Raw genomic sequence first — 17,193 nt, forward strand, 5'->3', positions numbered from 1 at the left:
CCCGGCTACAACCCCGGCAGCTCCTGCGCCACCCCGAGCAACGCCGCGAACGGGTCGCCGCGCTCGGCCAGGCGCGCCGGCACCTCGCGGATCGTCCAGCCGTCCGGTTTCAGGTCCGGGTCGTCCAGCTCGTCCCACTCCAGCGGCACCGACACCGGTGCTTCCGGGCGCGGGCGGACGCTGTACGGCGCGACCAGCGTCTTGTTCCGCACGTTCTGCGTGTAGTCGAGCCGGGCGCGGCCCCGGCGCCTGTCCTTCGTCCACGCCCAGCTGACCAGCTCCGGGAGCACCTGCCCGATGGTCTTGGACACCGTCTCCGCCCACGTCCGGGTCTCCTCGAACGTCCGGTGCGGCGCGATCGGCACCCAGACCTGGACGCCGCGCTGCCCGGTCACCTTGGGCCGCCCGGTCAGGCCGAGGTGCTCCAGCGCCGTGCGGTGCAGCCGCGCCAGCTCCAGGACGTCGGCGAACGTCGTCTCCGGGCCCGGGTCGATGTCGAACAGCACCCACGTCGGGTGGTCGACGTCGGCGGCACGGGACGTCCACGCGTGCAGCTCCAGCGCGCCGTAGTTGGCCAGCCAAGCCAGCGTCGCGACGCTGTCGGCGACGACGTACCGCTGGCTTTCACCGGCGTCGGCGCGCTCGTTGTGCCAGGTGGTCAGCCAGTCGGGCGCGTGCCGCGGGACCTCCTTCTGGTAGAAACCCGGCTCCGTCACCCCCTGCGGGAACCGCTGGGTGTTGAGCGGGCGCCCGGCCAGGTACGGCAGCATCGCCGGCCCGGCCATGACGTAGTAGCGGATCAGGTCCCGCTTGGTGCCGGGCGCCGGGCCGGGGAAGAGCACCTTGTCGAGGTTGGTCAGCGTGAGCTCCCGGCCGCCGATCGACCACTTTCCCTTGGCGCCCAGGTCGTCGAGCGCCGCCAGCTCGTCCTCGGTCGCGGCCGCGAACCCGACGGCCTCCTCCGCCTGCGCGGCCAGCCGGTCACCGTGCCACAACGCCGAGGGCGCGGCGGCCACTTCGTCGTTCGTGCGGCCGCTCTTCACCGACCGCGGATGGTCCTCGGCGTCCCAACCGGCCTGGTCGTGTTCGTCGGTCTTGTGCAGGAGGAACCACTGTTCCTTGTCCCCGCGGCTGGTGCGCACCAGGACGAACCGCCCGGCCAGCTTCTCGCCGTCGAGGTCGAAGTGCAGCGTGCCCTCCTCGATCGCACGGGCCGGGTCGGGCTCGACCGGCCGCCACACCCCGCGGTCCCAGACGATGACGTCGCCGCCGCCGTACTCCCCGTGCGGAATGACCCCTTCGAAGTCGGCGTACTCGATCGGATGATCTTCGACGTGCACGGCCAGCCGGCGCGCTTTCGGGTCCAGCGAAGGACCTTTCGGCACCGCCCAGCTGACGAGCACCCCGTCGAGCTCCAGCCGGAAGTCGTAGTGCAGCCGGCGGGCGCGGTGCCGCTGCACGACGAACCGGTGACCGTCGGGGCCGGATCCGCCTCCGCCGGCCGGCTCCGCGGTCCGGCCGAAGTCACGCATCTCCTGGTAGCGCCGCAGTTTGCGGTCCTCGGGGCTCACCTCTCGACCCACACGGCCGCGTCCGCAGGCACCCGGCCGTCCGCAAGCGGCACGCTCGCGAGCAGCACCCGCGTGTCCCTGGGCAGCTCGTACGGCTCGGCGGACAGGTTCACCACGCACTCGAACCCCGGCTCCCGCCCAAACCTCAGCACGCCCTCCCGTGCGGGCAGCCACGCCAGCGTCCCGTCCCCCAGCGCCGGGTGCGCCCGGCGGGCGGCCAGGGCGGCGCGGTACAGGCTGAGCATCGACGCGGGGTCGGCAGCCTGCTTCTCCGCGGTCAGCTCCCGCCAGTGGCCGGGCTGCGGCAACCACGTCCGGACGCCGTCCCCGGTGAACCCGAACGGCGGCGCCGTCCCCGACCACGGCAGCGGCACCCGGCAGCCGTCGCGCCCGCGGCGGGTGTGGCCGGAGCGTTCCCACGTCGGGTCGGCGAGCACCGTTTCGGGCAGGTCCTCGACCTCTTCCAGCCCCAGTTCTTCGCCCTGGTACAGGTAAACGCCGCCGGGCAGCGCCAGCATCAGCAGCAGCGCGGCGCGGGCCTGCCGCCGGCCGGACTCGAGGCCGGACTCCCCCGCGAAGCGCGTCACGTGCCGGACGACGTCGTGGTTGGACAGCACCCACGTCGCGGGCGCGCCGACCGCGCCCAGCGCGTCGAGGGTCCGGTCGACCACCGCCCGCAGCTTGACCGCGTCCCAGTCGCCCAGCAGGAAGTCGAAGTTGAACGCCGTGTGCAGCTCGTCCGGGCGGACGTACCGCGCGAGGCGGTCCGGCCGGTCGACCCACGCCTCGGCGACGAACACCCGGTCGGGGCCGAACTCGCCGGCGACCTTCCGCCACGAACGGTAGACGTCGTGCACGCCGTCGCGGTCCCAGTGCGGGCTCACGCCGGTTTCGGCGCCGAGGTCGGGGAAGCCCGGGTCCTTGAGCAGGCCGTGGGCGACGTCGATGCGGACGCCGTCGACGCCGCGCGCGAACCAGAACCGCAGCAGGTCCTCGAACTCGGCGCGGACCTCGGCGTGGTCCCAGTTCAGGTCGGGCTGCTCGGGGGCGAACAGGTGCAGGTACCACTCGCCGCCGGGCACGCGGGTCCAGGCCGGGCCGCCGAAGACGCTGCGCCAGTCGGTGGGCGGCAGCTCGCCGTCCGCGCCGCGGCCGGGCCGGAAGTGGTACCGCGCACGCTCGGGTGAGCCGGGGCCGGCGGCCAGCGCGGCCCGGAACCAGGGGTGGCGGTCGGAGGTGTGGTTCGGGACGACGTCGATGATCACCCGCAGCCCGAGCCGGTGCGCCTCGGCGAGGAGCTCGAGCGCGTCCTCGTCGGCGCCGAAGAGCGGGTCGACCGACCGGTGGTCTTCGACGTCGTAACCGCCGTCGACCATCGGCGAGCGGTACCACGGGGTGGTCCACACGGCGTCGACGCCGAGGTCGGCCAGGTACCCGAGCCGGGAGCGCAGGCCGGCGAGGTCACCGACACCGTTGCCGTCCGAGTCGGCGAAGCTGCGTACGTAGACCTCGTAGACCACGGCGTCGCGCCACCACTCGTTCATGGATCCGAGTATCTACGCTGAGGGCATGGATTCGTCGTTGTACGCGGGCAGCGCCGAGTACTACGCGCGTGGCCGGGCCGCCTACCCGCGCGAGCTCGCCACCGCGATCGTGGCCGAGGCCGGGCTCGACGGGTCGGGCCGCCTGCTCGACGTCGGCTGCGGGCCGGGTTCGCTGACGCTGCTGCTGGCCGGTGAGTTCGCGGAAGCGGTCGGGCTGGACGCGGACGCGGACATGCTCGCCGAGGCCGGGCGCCTCGCCGCCGCGGCGGGGATCGGGAACTGCCGCTGGGTGCACCGGCGGGCCGAGGACCTGCCCGCCGGGCTGGGCCGGTTCCGGCTGGTGACGTTCGCCCAGTCGTTCCACTGGCTCGACCGGCTCCAGGTCGCCACGGCGGTGCGCGCGATGCTGGAGCCGGGCGGCGCCTGCGCCCACGTGCACGCGACGACGCACCAGGGGGTCGAGGGCGGGGCGCTCGCGCACCCACCGCCACCGCACGACGCGATCACCGAGCTGGTGCGGAAGTTCCTCGGCCCGGTGCGACGCGCGGGCCAGGGGGCGTTGCCGAACGGCACGGCCGGCGGTGAGGCGGAGATCTACCGGGCCGCGGGGTTCGGCGGCCCGCGGCGGTTCGAGGTGCCGGGGCGGGTGGTCGTGCGGCAGCTCGACGACGTCGTGGCGGCGGTGTTCTCGCTGTCGAGCTCGGCGCCGCATCTGTTCGGGGACCGGCGGGCGGAGTTCGAGGCCGAGCTGCGGGAGCTGCTGGGACGGGCGAGCCCCGACGGCGTGTTCGCCGAGACGCTGCGGGAGATCGCCGTCGACCTCTGGTGGCCATGACCCAGCCGCGGGAGCTGCCGGAGCAGGCGAGCCCGAACGGCGTGTTCGCCGAGACGCTGCGGGAGATCGCCGTCGACCTCCGGCGGCCATGACCGGCCGCGGGGAGCTGCCGGGGCGGGCCAGCCCGGAGGGGGTGTTCGCCGAGACCTTGCGGGAGATCGCGGTCGACCTCTGGTGGCCATGACCCGGCCGCGGGAGCGGGATGCTCGCCGCGGCCTGCCCCGTTCACCAGGGGTTGTTCGTGAACCCGTCGTCGTCCTCGTCCATGCGTGCGCGGCGGCCGCGGCGGGGCGGCTTGTCGCGGGGTGACGGCGGGGCCATCGGGGGCGCCGATGTCGGGGCGAACGGGGACGCCGAGCCCGGCTCGCCGCCGAACGCGTCCGAGTCGAACGCCGAAGGCGGCTCCGCGCCCGAACGGTCCGTGCTCCACCCCGACTTCGTCTTGCGCTGAGCGAGCTCCCGGCGGCGCTGGACGTACCGCTCCGCGGCCTGGACCTGCTTCGTCATGTACTCCTGCGAGCGCGCCTTGATCTCCTCGCCCCGCTGTTCCCGCAGCGCGCGGCGCTCGGACTGCTCGCGGACCAGGCCGTCCAGCTCGGCCTTCATCCCGCTGATGTCGGTCATGCGTCCTCCCGTGCCACGCTCACCACCGGCGGGCGGCCGGCGGCTCCTCCTCGTCCAGCGAGCCGACGATCCGGCCGGTCGGCTCGGCGATCGGCTCGAAGACACCGCCGTCGATCCGGTAGGCCCGGTTGCTGCGCTCCTGGTCGCCGCCACCGCCGCCGGCTCCGCCCATACCGCCCATCGGCGCCATCCCGCCGCCGCCGAAGCTCTGGCCGGCCGCGCCGGGCGCCCCGGCACCCGCCGGGGCGAACGCCGCCGTGGCGGGCTGCGGCTGGTGCGCCGCGGTCCCGCTGTGGGCGCCTTCGGACAACGACGGCGTGTCGCCCAGCGCGCCCGACGCCGCTCCGGCGCCGACCGGGTCGAGACCGGCCGACGACAGGCCACCGCCGCCGCCGAGCCCCTCGTGCCCGCCGCCACCGCCGCCGGTGAGCCCGTCGAGGGTGCCGCGGTGGGTGGGCAGGTCGTCGATCTTGTCGCCGTGGGCCGGTGAGATCGGGGTGTCGCCGAGGGCGTCCTTCTTGCCGCCTCCGAGCGTGTCGTCGGCGAGGTGGTGGGCGCCGCCCGGGGTGTCCTTGCCGTCTTCGCCGAGGGTGTAGGTGGTCGGCTTGCCGCTGCCGTCGTCGACGGTCACGACGGTCGGCCCGTCCGGCCCGTCGGGACGCTCGGCAGTGATCTTCACGCCGCCGTCGTCGATGTGGATCTTGCCGTCCGGGCCCGGGCAGTGGACGTCGTCCGTCCCTTGTGGACCGTCGCCCGCCTTCGCGTCGTCGGACCAGTCGAGCTTGAAGTCCTTCAGCGGACCGGAACCGTCGCCGACCTTGATGTCCATCTTGCCGTCGTGGTCCGGCTCGGTCATCTCGAAGGTCTTGTCGCCCTGCTTGACCTTCAGAGTGTCCGGCGTGTCGTCGCCGTTCTTGTCGTCGCCGAGCAGGCTGTCCGGCTTGCCGTCGCCGTCCTTGTCGTCGCCCAGCGGGTGGTCCGGCTTGCCGTCACCGTCCTTGTCCTCGCCGAGCGGGCTGTCCGGCTTGCCGTCGCCGTCGGTGTCGAGGCCGGGGTGGTCGCCGGCCGGCTCGGTCTTGATCGGGTCGCCGCTGAACTCCTTCAGCGCGTCGGCCGCCTTGTTCTTCGCGTCCTCCGCGGCCTGCTCCGCCGAGGCCTTGCCGTCGTCGCCGGAGCCCGAACCGGACCCGGACCCGCCGCCCGAGCCGGAACCGCCGCCGCCGAGACCTTCGTCGCCGCCGAGGCCGCTTCCGGCACCGGAACCGCCGCCGGCGCCCGAATCCGTCTCGATGCCCGGGCCGCTGAACTCGGCCAGCGCGTCGGCGGCCTTCTTCTTGGCCGCTTCGGCGGCCGCAGCCGCCGCGTCCTGACCGCCGGAAGACGGCGGCGGCACCGAGGACGGCGAAGTGTCGTCACTGCCCGAACCCGAACCCGAGCCGGAGCCCGAACCGCCGCCGCCCGAGCCGAGGTCGGACCCGGAACCCGCGCCGCCCGCGCCCGAATCCGTCTGGATCCCCGGGCCGCTGAACTGCTTCAGCGCGTCGGCCGCCTTGTTCTTGGCCTCTTCTGCGGCGGCTTGGGCCGCGGCCTGGCCGTTGTCACCCGAGCCGGAGCCGGAACCGGAGCCAGAACCCGAACCGCCGGAGCCCGAACCGGACCCGCCGCCCGCCGGACCGCTGTCGGAAGGTGTTGTCATGTCGGGGATCGGCGGCACCGAGCCACCACCCCCCGAGCCCGAACCACCGGAACCCGAGCCCGAGCCGGAACCCGAGCCGCCGCCGTCGGGAATCCCCGAGCCGGAACCACTCCCGGAACCCCCGGAGCCCGAACCGCCATCGCCCGGGCCACCGCCGCCAGGGATACCCGAACCGGAGCCACTCCCGGACCCGCCACCCGAGCCGCCCGAACCCGAACCGGAACCGCCCGAGCCGGAACCCGAGCCACCCGGACCGCCGCCCGTGCCCCCGGTTCCCCCGGGCCCCCCGCCGGAACCCCCCGGCAGCGACACCCCTTCGAACTCGTTCTTGACCTTGCCCATCACCTTGTCGAGCGCGTCGTACGCCTGGTCGACGAGGTCCTTGGTGTCCTTGCAGGTCTTCGCGAACCCCTGGTACAGCCGGTCCCACATGTCGGGGTTGAACTGGTTCTGGATCCACTGCTTGGCCAGGTCCTGGCCGTGCTTCTTGATCTCGTCGCCGTCGCAGCAGCCCTGGTCGTTGAGGGTCTTGACCAGGTTCGTGCCGAAGTTGAGGTCCATCCAGCCCGCGATCTGGGCCAGGTCCTGCTCGTTGCCGTGCTCGCCGCTGGCGACCGCGATGACCTTCTGCGCCATCGTGTAGTCGGCCTTGCCGACCAGGTCGGTGTACATGCCGACCACCGCGTCGGCCTTGCCCTTGCACAGCTGGAACACCGTGGTGGCGGTGTTCAGCGTCGCCTCGCTCACGTTGCCGAGCGTCTGGGACAGCTTCGAGGCCTTGGGCTGGATCTTGTCGTTGTAAGTGTCGGACGCGGCGTCCGCGCCGGCGCCGGTCCACGTCTTGAACAGGGAGCCCAGCTGCGAACCGGTGTCCTCCACCGTCTGGTCCACCGTCTCCGAGCCGGTCTTGAAGTGCGCGGCGTCGTTGACGAAGTGCTCGAAGCTGATTCCGCGCTGCTCGTCGAACGGCGCGCGGATGTCCTTGTCGAGGTCGATCGCGCGGGTGTTGCCCCGGCAGTCGGCGGGGATCTTCGCCAGCAGCGACCCGAAGGTCTCGAACAGCTTCAGCGCGGGCGCGGCGGCGTCGAAGATCTCGTCCGACGTCTTCGTCCCGGAGGCGCCCGCGCCGTTCTCCCCGGCGGCGGGCGGCTTCGTGCCGTCGAGCTTGGCCTTGCCGTCGTCGACGGCCTTCTTCTCCTGGTCTTCGTTGTAGGAGTTCTGGTCGCCGCTCGACTTCGCCTTGTCGTAGGCCTCGTCGACCGACTGCCCGGCGAACAACGGGTTCGCGTTGTACGCGGTCGCGTACTTGTCGGCTTCCTGGCGCTTCTGCTTGATGTCGTCCGGTTCCTGGTCGGCCAGGAACGGCGGCGGTGGCGGGTTCTCGCGCAGCCAGCTGCTGATCAGCGTGCTCTTCTGGGCCGCCGGCACGCTCGGGTCGTCGAGGATCGCCTTGACGTCGGACCACTTCTTCTTCTCGGCCATCAGAGCGACCCTCCGGCGTTCGTAATCGCGCCCGCCTGGTTTTCCTCGTTGGCGCCGTAGGCCGACCCGGCGGTGCCGAGGTTCGTGCCGAACGAGCCCAGCGTGGTGCTGTAGCCGGAGACCGCGGCCCACAACGCCTGCGCGCCCGCGGTGTACTTCGCGGCGTGGGCGTTGTGCGCCCGGCCGAACCCTTCCGCGGTCACCTCCGGCGTCTCCAGGTCCGGGTTGTCGTCCAGCAGGTGCTCCGCCAGGTCACCGATCGTCTTGGACGCCGTCGACAACGCTTCCGTCGTCGCGGTGTACCCCCCGCCGCTCATGTCAGCGCCTTTCCTCGGATTCTTCGGTTCCCAGGGCTTCCGCGAGCACGCCGGCCACGGATCCCACGTCGGTGAAGCGGTCGAGCAGGTCGAGGTCGATGGTGACCCCGTAATAGACCTCGAGTGCCGCCAGGAGGCGGATCCGGCCTTTCGAGTCGATGCCGAGCTCCTCCAGCGGGGCGTCGGGCTCGACGAGGGCCGGGTCGAGCCGGAAGGTGTCGACGACGACCCTCGTGACCTCGGCGCGGTGATCACCCACGGCCGCCACCATAACGTGCCTTGGCGGCCGACCGGGCGACCTTGCCACTGGATGTGCGCGGAAGTCCGCCGGAAGGGACCAGACGTACCGCACGGAGCGTGAGATCGTGCTCCTTCGACACGGCGCGCAGCACGGCCCGGGTCACCTCTTTGGTGTCCGCCTCGGCGCCGCGCACCCATTCCGCGACGACGACGGCCCCTTCACCCTCGTCGTCGGACACCCCGAACGCGGCGACGCGGTCGCGGCGCACCGCGGGGTGGGCCTCGCCGGCCGAGGCTTCGATGTCCTGCGGGTGGAAGTTGCGGCCGTCGATGACGATGAGGTCCTTGAGCCGGCCGGTGACGTAGAGGTCGCCGCGGTGCACCACACCGAGGTCGCCGGTGCGCAGCCAGCCGCCGAGGCCGTCGAGGGTCGCGCCGAACGCCGTGCCGTCGCCGCGGCCCCAGTACCCGGTCGCGACGTTCGGGCCGTGCACCCAGATCTCGCCGACCAGGCCGTCGGGCTGCTCCTCGCCGTCGTGGACGATCCGCACCAGCTGCCCGACCGGACGGCCGACCGACAGCAGTTCGTGGCCTTCGACGGTTTCGACGGCCCGGCCCTGCGCGAGGGCTTCGCGGTCGAACACCGCGCCCCGCGGGCCTTCCGGCCCTGCGCTCGCGACGTAGACGGTGGCTTCGGCGAGCCCGTAGGACGGCCGGTGCGCTTCGCGGCGGAACCCGTGCGGTCCGAAGACCTCCTGGAACCGCTCGACCGTGCGCGGCCGGACGGGTTCACTGCCGTTGAGGGCGACACTCACGCCGGAAAGGTCGAACTCGCCCGCACCCGCGGCGTCGGCCGCCAGGTCGTAGGCGAAGTTCGGGGCGGCGGTGAACACCGCGGGGTAGTCGCTCAGCTGCCGCAGCCAGCGCTCCGGCCGGTGCACGAACTCGGCCGGGGCCATGAACACCGAGCGCCCGCCGGCGAAGACCGGCAGGCACAGCAGCTGGATCAGGCCCATGTCGTGGAAGAACGGGATCCAGCCGGCACACGTCGTGCCCTCGTCGACGGCGTAGGCGCGGCTGCCCTGCCAGCAGGCCGCGACGATCGCCCGGTGCGGGACCACCGCGCCGGCCGGCTCGCGCGTCGAACCGGAGGTGTACTGCAGGTAGGCGGGCGTTTCCGGCTCCGACGACACCGGGTCGGCGCCCGGGCCGGCCAGGTCGTCGACGACGATCAGGCCGTCCCCTGGCAGGCGCTCCGCCACGGCTTTCGACGTCAGCCGCAGCCGCGCGCCGGAGTCGGCGAGGATCCCGGTCAGCCGCTCGGCCTGCGCGGGGTTCGACGGCGCCATCAGCGGGACGGCGACCAGCCCGGCGGCGAGCGCGCCGAAGAACGCGAGCGGGTAGGCGAGCTCCTGCCCGGCGAGGATCGCGACCCGCTCCCCCGGCTCGGCGGCCCGGCGCAGCTCCCCGGCGACCACGCGGACCCGGGCGGCGAACTCCGCCCACGTCAGCGTGTGTTCCGTGGTGTGCGAGTGGTCCTGGTGGGTGAACAGCGGGCGCTCGTCGTCCGCACGGGCGAACAGGCACTCCACGATCGAGGTGCGCAGCACCGCTTCGGGCACGGACACGGTCGGACGGGACACGCTCCGCAACCTACTGGACGCCCCGGCTCCGGTTCGCCCGCGGTGCGCGGTGCTTTGTGGACGGTGCCCGCGGGCAGCACCGAGCGCCCGGGCCGCCGTCCTGCTCACGGGCCGGGCGGCCGTCCCAGGCGCCACCACGACCACTCGGACGCGGCGGGCCCGCGTTCGGTTCCCCTCGGTTCCGGCCGGTTTCCGATAGCAGTTGCCCCGGTCATCGTCAACACATCCGGCGGTAACTGGCATCGTTCCGGTGCGGCCTGGCACCCCGCCAGTATCGGGCCCCAGGCGTTGTCGGCGACCCCGTTCGTGGCCCACGGTGGAGATCGTCTTCACAAGCCCGGACAAGGCGGTGACCCGTGCGTTTCGACCTTCTCGGCCCACTCGACGTAGTCCACGACGGACGCCCGGTCGTGCTGCGCGGGGCGACCCAGCGAGCCGTGCTGGCCTTCCTCCTGCTCCACCACAACGAGGTCGTCGCGACCAGCACGCTGCTCTCCGCCCTCTGGCCGGACGGGGTCCCCGCGACCGCGCGCAAAATGGTGCAGAACGCCGTTTCCGGGCTCCGCACGACGCTCGCCGCGCGGTCCGGCGCCGGGGAGGAGCCGCCGATGCTGCTCACCCACGCGCCCGGGTACCTGCTGCGGGTCGACGGCGAGCAGGTCGACGTCGCCCGGTTCCGGCGGCTGGTCGCGGCCGGGCGGGCCGCGGCCGCCGATGACGAGGCGGCCATCGCGGCCTACCGCGAGGCGCTCGGGCTCTGGCGGGGCCGGATGCTCGCCGACCTCGCCGAGACCGGGGTCGCCTGGCCCGAGCTCACCGCGCTCGAGGACGAGCGGCTGGCCGTGCACGAGGAGCTGTTCGCGCTCGAGCTGGACCGCGGGCGCCACCACGAGGTGCTGACCGACCTGCGGGCGCTGGCCGAGGCCCACCCGAACCGCGAGCGCCTCAACGGCCAGCTGATGACCGCGCTGTACCGCTGCGGCCGGCACGTCGACGCCCTCGAGGTCTTCCGCGCGACCCGGGTCGCCCTCGCCGAGGGGCTGGGCCTGGAGCCGGGCAAGGAGCTGCGGGAGCTGGAGCGGGCGATCCTGCAGCACGACGACACCCTGCTGACCCACGAGCCGGCGCCCGAGCCCGCGCCCCGGCCCGTCGCGCCGCCGGTCCTGCCGGCGCCGCCGGTCACGCCCGCGCCGCCCGTCTCGCCCGCGCCGCCGGTGATCGCGGTCGCCCCGGCGCGCCCGGAGCCGGCCGACGCCGAGCGGAAGCCGGTCGTCGTGGTCGGCATCGCCCCCGCCGACACCGGCGACGACGACCCCGAGGACGCCGTCGAGGTCCTCGCCCGGCTGCGCGCCGTCGCCGAAGAAGAGGCCGAAGCCGAGGGCGCCCACCTGCCCGGCGGCCCGGGCCCGGTGCAGCTGGCGGTGTTCGGCCTGCCCGGCACCCGCGACGACGACGCCGTGCGCGCGGTCCGCACCGCGCTGCGGATCCGCGACCGGCTGGCCGCCGCGGGTGTCGTCACGCAGATCGGCGTCGACGCCGGCGACGTCCTCGCGGAGTCCTCCCCCGGCGGGCCGGTGGTCACCGGGCCGGTGCTGGACCGCTGCGTCCGGTCCGCGCTGGCCGCCCCCGACGGCCGCGTCCGGGTCTCCGACGCGGTGCGGGAGGCGAGCGAGCCGACGGTGGTCTACGGCGCCGCCGACGACTCCCCCGACTGGTGGCAGGCGGCGTCGGTGCGTCCGCACGTGGTGGCCGAGACGCCCGACCCCGGCACGTTCGCCGGCCGCGACCACGACCTCGCCCTGCTGGCCCACTTCCTCGGGTTTGTCGAGCACGGCGGCCGCCCGCACCGGATCACGGTGCTCGGCGAGCCCGGCATCGGCAAGACGCGGCTGCTCGCGGAGTTCGGCGAGCTGCTGGCCAAGCGGCCCGAGGTGCGGGTGCTGGAGGCGTCCGGCGACCTGGCGGCGACGTTCGCCGGCGCGCCGGGGCTGCTCCCCCGCACGGTGGCCCGGCTGCGCGCCGAGGGCGACGACGACGCGCTGCGCGCCGCCGCGACCGAGCTGACCGCGCACGGGCCGCTGGTGGTGCTGGCCGACGACGTCCACGAGTCCGGCCTGCCGGTGTCGGGCCTCGGCGGTGTCTGCGCGGGCCTGCCGGTGCTGGTGGTCGCGACGGCGCGCCCCGGCTCGCCCGAGCCGGCGCCGGGCTCGGCCGGGCAGACGACGGTCACCCTGGCCCCGCTCGCCGACGACGCGGTCGCCGGCCTGCTCGACGTCCTGCTCCCGGGCACGACCCGCCTGGCCCGCGGCAAGCGCGAGCTGATCACACGCATCGGCGGCAACCCGCGTTTCGCACACGCTTACGCGGACAGCGTCCGCGGCCGCACGACGCCGTTCGCGGCCCAGACGACACCCCCGCTGGTCCGCCGGACGCTGTCGGCCCTGCTGGACAGCCTGCCCCCGGCCGAGAAGGCGGTCCTGAAGGCGGCGACGCTGACGGGAGACGTCTTCGACGCGTCCGACGTGGCTTCGGTCTGCGACCGGTCAGCCTCGGAGGTGGCGGCGGCCCTGACGGCGTTGACCGAGCGCGACGTGCTGCAGCGCGAGGAGGACGGCTTCACGTTCCGGCGCGCGGCGCTGCGGGAGCTGGCCTACCAGCGGATCCCGCGGTCGGTGCGGACCGAGCTGCTGCGCCGTCCGGTGGGCCGGGCGGCCCGCACGGAGATCCCCGCCTGAGCGTCTGAGTCTTGTGCCGCCTCTCGCCTGCGGGAGGCGGCACAGCCATGTCCCGCACACGGCGGGAGTCCCGGCGCACGACAAAGCCCCGGCCACCGAAGTGACCGGGGCTTCCTCGTGTCCGACGTCAGCCGGTGGGGCGCTGCATGACGTCCGAGTCGTACTTGACCGCCGACGCCTCGTGCCGGGAACTGAACGGGCACTTCCAGTCCTCTTCGGTCATCCGGCCCGCGAAGTGGCGGGACGGCATCTGGTACTCGTACGTCGTGAAGCTCGGGTTCACCGAGCCGTTGTTCGTGTTCTCGCGCTTGCGGATCGCGTCCTGCATGGAGAAGAACTTGTCGCCCAGGAGCATGAACTGCATCAGGGAGTTGAACGCGATCGCCGGGCGGACGAACCGGCGGCTCGCGCGGGACGCGCCCGGGTGCATGCCGACGATGAAGAACGCGTGGCCGGCCACGTGGAAGCCGAAGTTGGGCTCGGCCGGGTCGGACGTCGCGCCTTCGTCGAGGCCGTACGTGCGGCTGTCGATGTCGTGCATCAGCTGGAGGTGGCGCCACAGGAGGCGCTCGTGCTCCTCCTCGTCGAGGATCCCGCCGGGTGTCTCGAACGTCGAGACGAACGTGCGGAAGCTCTTGTCCGACAGCGTCGGGCGGATGCCCCGCGCGTAACCGAGCAGGTCACGGTAGTTGGCTCGGGCCGACGCCGGGTCGCCCAGTGCCGGGTAGTGACCGTGTTCGATGGAGCCGCGCTTGAGCGCCGACCGGGCGCCGAGGCAGCTGAACTCCTTGGTCTGGATGAACTCTTCGAGCTCCGCTCTCGGCTCGCTCATGTCGCTCCTTTCCCGTGCGCTCCGGCCGGGGTCCGGCCCGGGAGCCAGTCGAAGGCGCGCACCGTCACCGGGCGCGCCGGGACGGCCAGCGCCGCGGCGTGGCCGGGGCCTGCGGCCAGTTCCGTGACCGTCCATTCGGGACTGTCCGGGCACACCGCTTCGCCGCCGGTGAGGGTGAAGGCCGGGCCCGGGAGCCCGGCCAGGCCGACCCCTTCGGCCTTGAGGTAGGCCTCTTTGCAGGTCCAGTACCGGAAGAACGTCTCCGGCTCGGCGACGTCGGCCGCTTCGGACGCGGCCAGCGTGCGTGAGGCCAGCCCGACGTGGTCCACGGCGCGGATCTCCTCGACGTCGACCCCGACGCGCACCCCGGCGGCGACCGCGACCAGCGCCAGGCCGCCGGAGCGGGACAGGCTGAACTCCAGCCCGGAGTCCCCGGCCAGCGCCGGGCGGTCGCTGTCGCGGGTGAACCGCAGCTCGCCGGGCACGTACCCGGCGAGCACGTCGCGCAGGGCGACGTGCGAGGCCAGGAACCGCGTGCGCTCTTCGTCGACCGTGATCCGGGCCGCGCGGCGCAGCTCGTCGTCGGACAGCCGGCCGAGCAGGCCGCAGACGTCGGACACGCCGAGGACTCGGCCCAGGCCGATCCGCCAGACGTGCACGTCGCGGCCCGGGCGCAGCCGCTCGCCGACCGCGCCCGAGGGCTGCCGCCACGCCGGCGACCAGTCCGTGGTCACCGCGCCAGCCTCCGCCGCATCACCCGCAGCAGCTCCGGCACCCGCTCCTCGAGGTAGAAGTGCCCGCCGACGTAGGTGAACATCGCCGGGTCCGTCCCCAGCTCGAGCCACGCGGCCAGCTCGTCCTCGCTCGCCCGCGGGTCGTGGTCACCGCCGAACGCGGTCACCGGCACCGGCAGCCGCTCCCCCGGCACGTGCCGGTAGGTCTCGTTGACGGCCAGGTCGGCGCGCATCAGCGGCAGGAACATGGCCAGCAGCGACGGCTCCCGCCGCAGGACGTCGGGCAGCCCGCCGAGGGCGTGCAGCTCCGCGGCGAGCCGGTCGTCGGGCAGCGCGCGCAACGGCGGGCGCGTGTCGGGCAGCTGGGGCGCGGCCCGGCCGGACACGAACAGGTGCCGCGGCAGGGTCGCGCCGCGCTCGGCGAGCCGGCGCGTCAGCAGGTAGGCCACGAGGGCGCCGAGGCTGTGCCCGAAGAAGGCGAAGTCCCCGGTCAGCGTGTCGGACAGCCCGTCGAGCGCGTCGTCGACCAGCGCCTCGACGCTGTCGTGCGGCCGTTCGCGGCCCCGCTCGGCGCGGCCGGGCGGCTGGACCGGGAGCACGACCAGGTCGTCCCCCGCGGCGGCCGTCCAGCTCCGGTAGACCGCCGCGCTCGCCCCGGCGTGCGGGAAGCAGAACAGCTTCGTGGCGCCGGTCGCGGGCAGCCCGCCGGGCAGCCACGGCCGCGCGGTCGCCGTGGTCATCGCACCTCCAGCGTCAGGTAGGCCGGCGGCGGCTGGATCTGCCCGAGGTCCGACTCCAGCACCAGCTGGTTGCCGTCGCGGAAGATCTCGCTGAACCCGGCGAACGCGTAGGTCACGTACATGACGCGGTTGCGGCCGGTCTCGACGAAGTCCGCGCGCAGCTTGGCGCCCTCGGCCTTGGCCAGCCCCATGATGTGGTTGAGCAGCACCGTGCCGACCCCGCGGGACATCACGCGGCACGACATCAGCATCATCCGCAGGTGCCAGGCCTCGGCGCCGCGCTCGGCGAGCGCCAGGCCGATCTTGCCGTAGCCGCCGTACTTGTCCGACAGCGACGCGACGAGCAGCACGTGGTCGGGTGAGGTCCGCAGCCGGTCCAGCTCGTCGTAGGAGTAGGTCCGCCCGGTCGAGTTGAGCTGGTTGGTGCGGACGGTCAGCTCCTCGGCGCGCTGCAGGTCCTCGCGCTGCGCGGCCGAGATCGTGAACGTCATGTCCAAAGTGGACAGGAACTCCTCGTTCGTGCCCTCGTAGTCCTGCTCCACCTGGTCCCGCTCGGCGGCGGCCCGGTAGAGCTGACGGCGGACGCGCGACTCGTCGGTGACGAACTTGGGCCGGAACTCCTCCGACGCCAGCGTTTCCGCCAGGTGCGCGACGTCGACGGTCTTCACCGCGGGCAGCGCGTGCGCGACCTCTTCCAGCTCGAACGGCTGGTCGTCGACGAACGCGATCGCGTCCAGGCCGATGTTGAGGGCCTTCGCGATCCGTTCCACGGACCCGGACTTCGGGTTCCAGGTGATCTGCGGGTGCAGGAAGTACTCGGCCAGCCCGGCCGCCTTGAGACGCGTCATCGCCGCGTCGTGGTCGTTGCGGCTGGCCACCGAGTGGAGCACACCCAGCTCGTCGAGCCGCTTGATCTCGGCGACGACGCCGGGGCGCACCGTGACGTCGCCGTCCTCCAGCAGGGTGCCGTCCCACACCGTGTTGTCCAGGTCCCAGACCACGCACTTGATGCGGCCGCGCTTCGGCTTCTCCGCCACCGCCGTGGTTTCCGCGCTGGTCATCCCGCCACCTCCCGGTAGGCCTCGTCCGCGATGGTCAGCTCCTGGATCTGGGTGCTGCCCTCGATGATTTCCATGACCTTCGCGTCCCGGTACAGCCGCGCGACGGGGTAGTCGGGGCCGCAGCCGTTCGCGCCGTGGATCTGGACGGCGTCCGACGCCGCCCGCGCGGCCGCGGTGGACGCGAAGTACTTGGCCACCCAGGTGGCCATGATCGTCGCCGGGTCGCCGGCGTCCTTGAGTCGCCCGGCCTTCTCGCACAGCAGCCGCGCGGCGTCGCGCGCGGTGACCATGTCACTGATCTTGGCGCGGATCTGCGGCAGGTCGCGCAGCAGCCCGCCGCCGGCCGAGCGTTCCGAGGTATAGGCGGCGGACGCGGCCAGCGCGGCCCGCACGATCCCGACCGAGCCGCAGGCGACGCTGTAGCGGCCGAGGTCGAGCGCGCCGGTCATCACCGTGCCCGCGGCCCAGCCCGGCGGCCCGACCAGCGCGTCCGGGTCGAGCCGGACGTCGTCGAACTCGATGGTGGCCAGCATGCTGGCCGTGGTGCCGAGCACGTGCCGCACCGGCGTGACCCGCACGCCGGGGTGGTCGGCGGGCACCAGGAACGCCGTCATCCCGTTGGCGGTGTGGGCGAACACCAGCAGCAGCCCGGCCCGCTGACCACCGGTGATCCACTTCTTGCGGCCGGTGAGGGTCCAGCTGCCGTGGCCGGCGACGGCGACGGTGCCGGCCGCGGTGGCGTCGCTGCCGCTGAAGTCCGGGTCGGTCAGGCAGAACGCGCCGAGGGTGTCCCCGGCGGCCAGGGCCGGCAGCCACCGCTCACGCTGCTCGTCGTCACCCCAGCGCTCGACCGTGGCGGTGACCATGGTGTGCACGGTCAGCAGGCTGCGCAGCGACGAACAGCCGCGGCCGACCTCCTCGTGCACCCGCCCGAGGGTCACCATGTCCATGCCCGCGCCGCCGGACTCCACCGGCAGGAACGGGGCCCACAGGCCGAGCTCGGCGACCCGCCGCCGCACGTCGTGGGGAATCTCTTCGGCCTGCTCCCACCCGTTCGCGTGCGGGGCGACCTCGTCGTCGACGAAGCGCCCGACCACCACGAGCTCGGGAGCCTCCGGCCGTGTCCTCGCCGTCACCTC

The 17,193-nt window shown here is 73.6% G+C and carries 14 protein-coding genes; 2 read left to right on the forward strand and 12 right to left on the reverse strand.

Annotated elements, in window-relative coordinates:
• Positions 1 to 5 precede the first annotated feature (5 nt).
• Complete coding sequence (gene ligD / locus ACZ63E_RS37935; protein ID WP_465341157.1) at positions 6 to 1,571, reverse strand: non-homologous end-joining DNA ligase; 1,566 nt, start codon at positions 1,569 to 1,571, stop codon at positions 6 to 8.
• Positions 1,568 to 3,115 carry a glycoside hydrolase family 13 protein gene (locus tag ACZ63E_RS37940; RefSeq protein WP_465341158.1) on the reverse strand — a complete coding sequence of 516 codons (1,548 nt, stop codon included), beginning with the start codon at positions 3,113 to 3,115 and terminating at the stop codon, positions 1,568 to 1,570. Before ACZ63E_RS37940 ends, ligD begins: the two co-directional genes overlap by 4 nt.
• A gap of 25 nt (positions 3,116 to 3,140) precedes the next feature.
• Between ACZ63E_RS37940 and ACZ63E_RS37945 the strand changes: the two genes are divergently transcribed.
• Entirely contained in the window at positions 3,141 to 3,950 is an 810-nt protein-coding gene (locus tag ACZ63E_RS37945; protein ID WP_465341159.1) for a class I SAM-dependent methyltransferase, read from the forward strand.
• A 225-nt stretch (positions 3,951 to 4,175) separates the two neighbouring features.
• On the opposite strand, the gene ACZ63E_RS37950 is transcribed toward ACZ63E_RS37945, so the two are convergent.
• The 5 genes from ACZ63E_RS37950 to ACZ63E_RS37970 are packed head-to-tail and all read right to left on the reverse strand — an operon-like array spanning position 4,176 to position 9,952.
• The gene (locus tag ACZ63E_RS37950; protein ID WP_465341160.1) at positions 4,176 to 4,574 is read right to left on the reverse strand and encodes a hypothetical protein; all 399 of its coding nucleotides are present in this window, start codon (positions 4,572 to 4,574) and stop codon (positions 4,176 to 4,178) included.
• A 19-nt stretch (positions 4,575 to 4,593) separates the two neighbouring features.
• Positions 4,594 to 7,752: a WXG100 family type VII secretion target gene (locus ACZ63E_RS37955; protein ID WP_465341162.1), complete on the reverse strand. Its 3,159-nt coding sequence runs from the start codon at positions 7,750 to 7,752 to the stop codon at positions 4,594 to 4,596.
• Complete coding sequence (locus ACZ63E_RS37960) at positions 7,752 to 8,069, reverse strand: hypothetical protein (RefSeq protein WP_465312132.1); 318 nt, start codon at positions 8,067 to 8,069, stop codon at positions 7,752 to 7,754. Before ACZ63E_RS37960 ends, ACZ63E_RS37955 begins: the two co-directional genes overlap by 1 nt.
• A 1-nt stretch (position 8,070) precedes the next feature.
• Positions 8,071 to 8,340 carry an acyl carrier protein gene (locus ACZ63E_RS37965; protein WP_465341163.1) on the reverse strand — a complete coding sequence of 90 codons (270 nt, stop codon included), beginning with the start codon at positions 8,338 to 8,340 and terminating at the stop codon, positions 8,071 to 8,073.
• Complete coding sequence (locus ACZ63E_RS37970) at positions 8,321 to 9,952, reverse strand: fatty acyl-AMP ligase (protein WP_465341164.1); 1,632 nt, start codon at positions 9,950 to 9,952, stop codon at positions 8,321 to 8,323. The genes ACZ63E_RS37965 and ACZ63E_RS37970 overlap by 20 nt, the downstream gene beginning before the upstream one ends.
• Positions 9,953 to 10,308: 356 nt before the next feature.
• Between ACZ63E_RS37970 and ACZ63E_RS37975 the strand changes: the two genes are divergently transcribed.
• The gene (locus ACZ63E_RS37975) at positions 10,309 to 12,687 is read left to right on the forward strand and encodes a BTAD domain-containing putative transcriptional regulator (RefSeq protein ID WP_465341166.1); all 2,379 of its coding nucleotides are present in this window, start codon (positions 10,309 to 10,311) and stop codon (positions 12,685 to 12,687) included.
• Between the two features lie 127 nt (positions 12,688 to 12,814).
• Here ACZ63E_RS37975 and gntA read toward each other — a convergent pair whose 3' ends face one another.
• The 5 genes from gntA to ACZ63E_RS38000 are packed head-to-tail and all read right to left on the reverse strand — an operon-like array spanning position 12,815 to position 17,190.
• On the reverse strand, positions 12,815 to 13,519 hold the full coding sequence (gene gntA, locus ACZ63E_RS37980) for a guanitoxin biosynthesis heme-dependent pre-guanitoxin N-hydroxylase GntA (RefSeq protein ID WP_465341167.1): 705 nt from the start codon (positions 13,517 to 13,519) through the stop codon (positions 12,815 to 12,817).
• A complete protein-coding gene (locus tag ACZ63E_RS37985; protein WP_465341168.1) occupies positions 13,516 to 14,253 on the reverse strand; it encodes a 4'-phosphopantetheinyl transferase family protein in 738 nt (245 codons plus the stop codon). Before ACZ63E_RS37985 ends, gntA begins: the two co-directional genes overlap by 4 nt.
• Entirely contained in the window at positions 14,250 to 14,993 is a 744-nt protein-coding gene (locus ACZ63E_RS37990) for a thioesterase II family protein (protein WP_465341169.1), read from the reverse strand. Before ACZ63E_RS37990 ends, ACZ63E_RS37985 begins: the two co-directional genes overlap by 4 nt.
• Positions 14,990 to 16,054 carry an HAD-IIIC family phosphatase gene (locus tag ACZ63E_RS37995; protein WP_465341170.1) on the reverse strand — a complete coding sequence of 355 codons (1,065 nt, stop codon included), beginning with the start codon at positions 16,052 to 16,054 and terminating at the stop codon, positions 14,990 to 14,992. The genes ACZ63E_RS37990 and ACZ63E_RS37995 overlap by 4 nt, the downstream gene beginning before the upstream one ends.
• Positions 16,051 to 17,190 (reverse strand): acyl-CoA dehydrogenase family protein, encoded by a 1,140-nt coding sequence (locus ACZ63E_RS38000; protein WP_465341171.1) that lies wholly within the window; start codon positions 17,188 to 17,190, stop codon positions 16,051 to 16,053. The genes ACZ63E_RS37995 and ACZ63E_RS38000 overlap by 4 nt, the downstream gene beginning before the upstream one ends.
• Positions 17,191 to 17,193 lie beyond the last annotated feature (3 nt).

It is taken from the genome of Amycolatopsis sp. NPDC104819 (genome assembly GCF_055583145.1).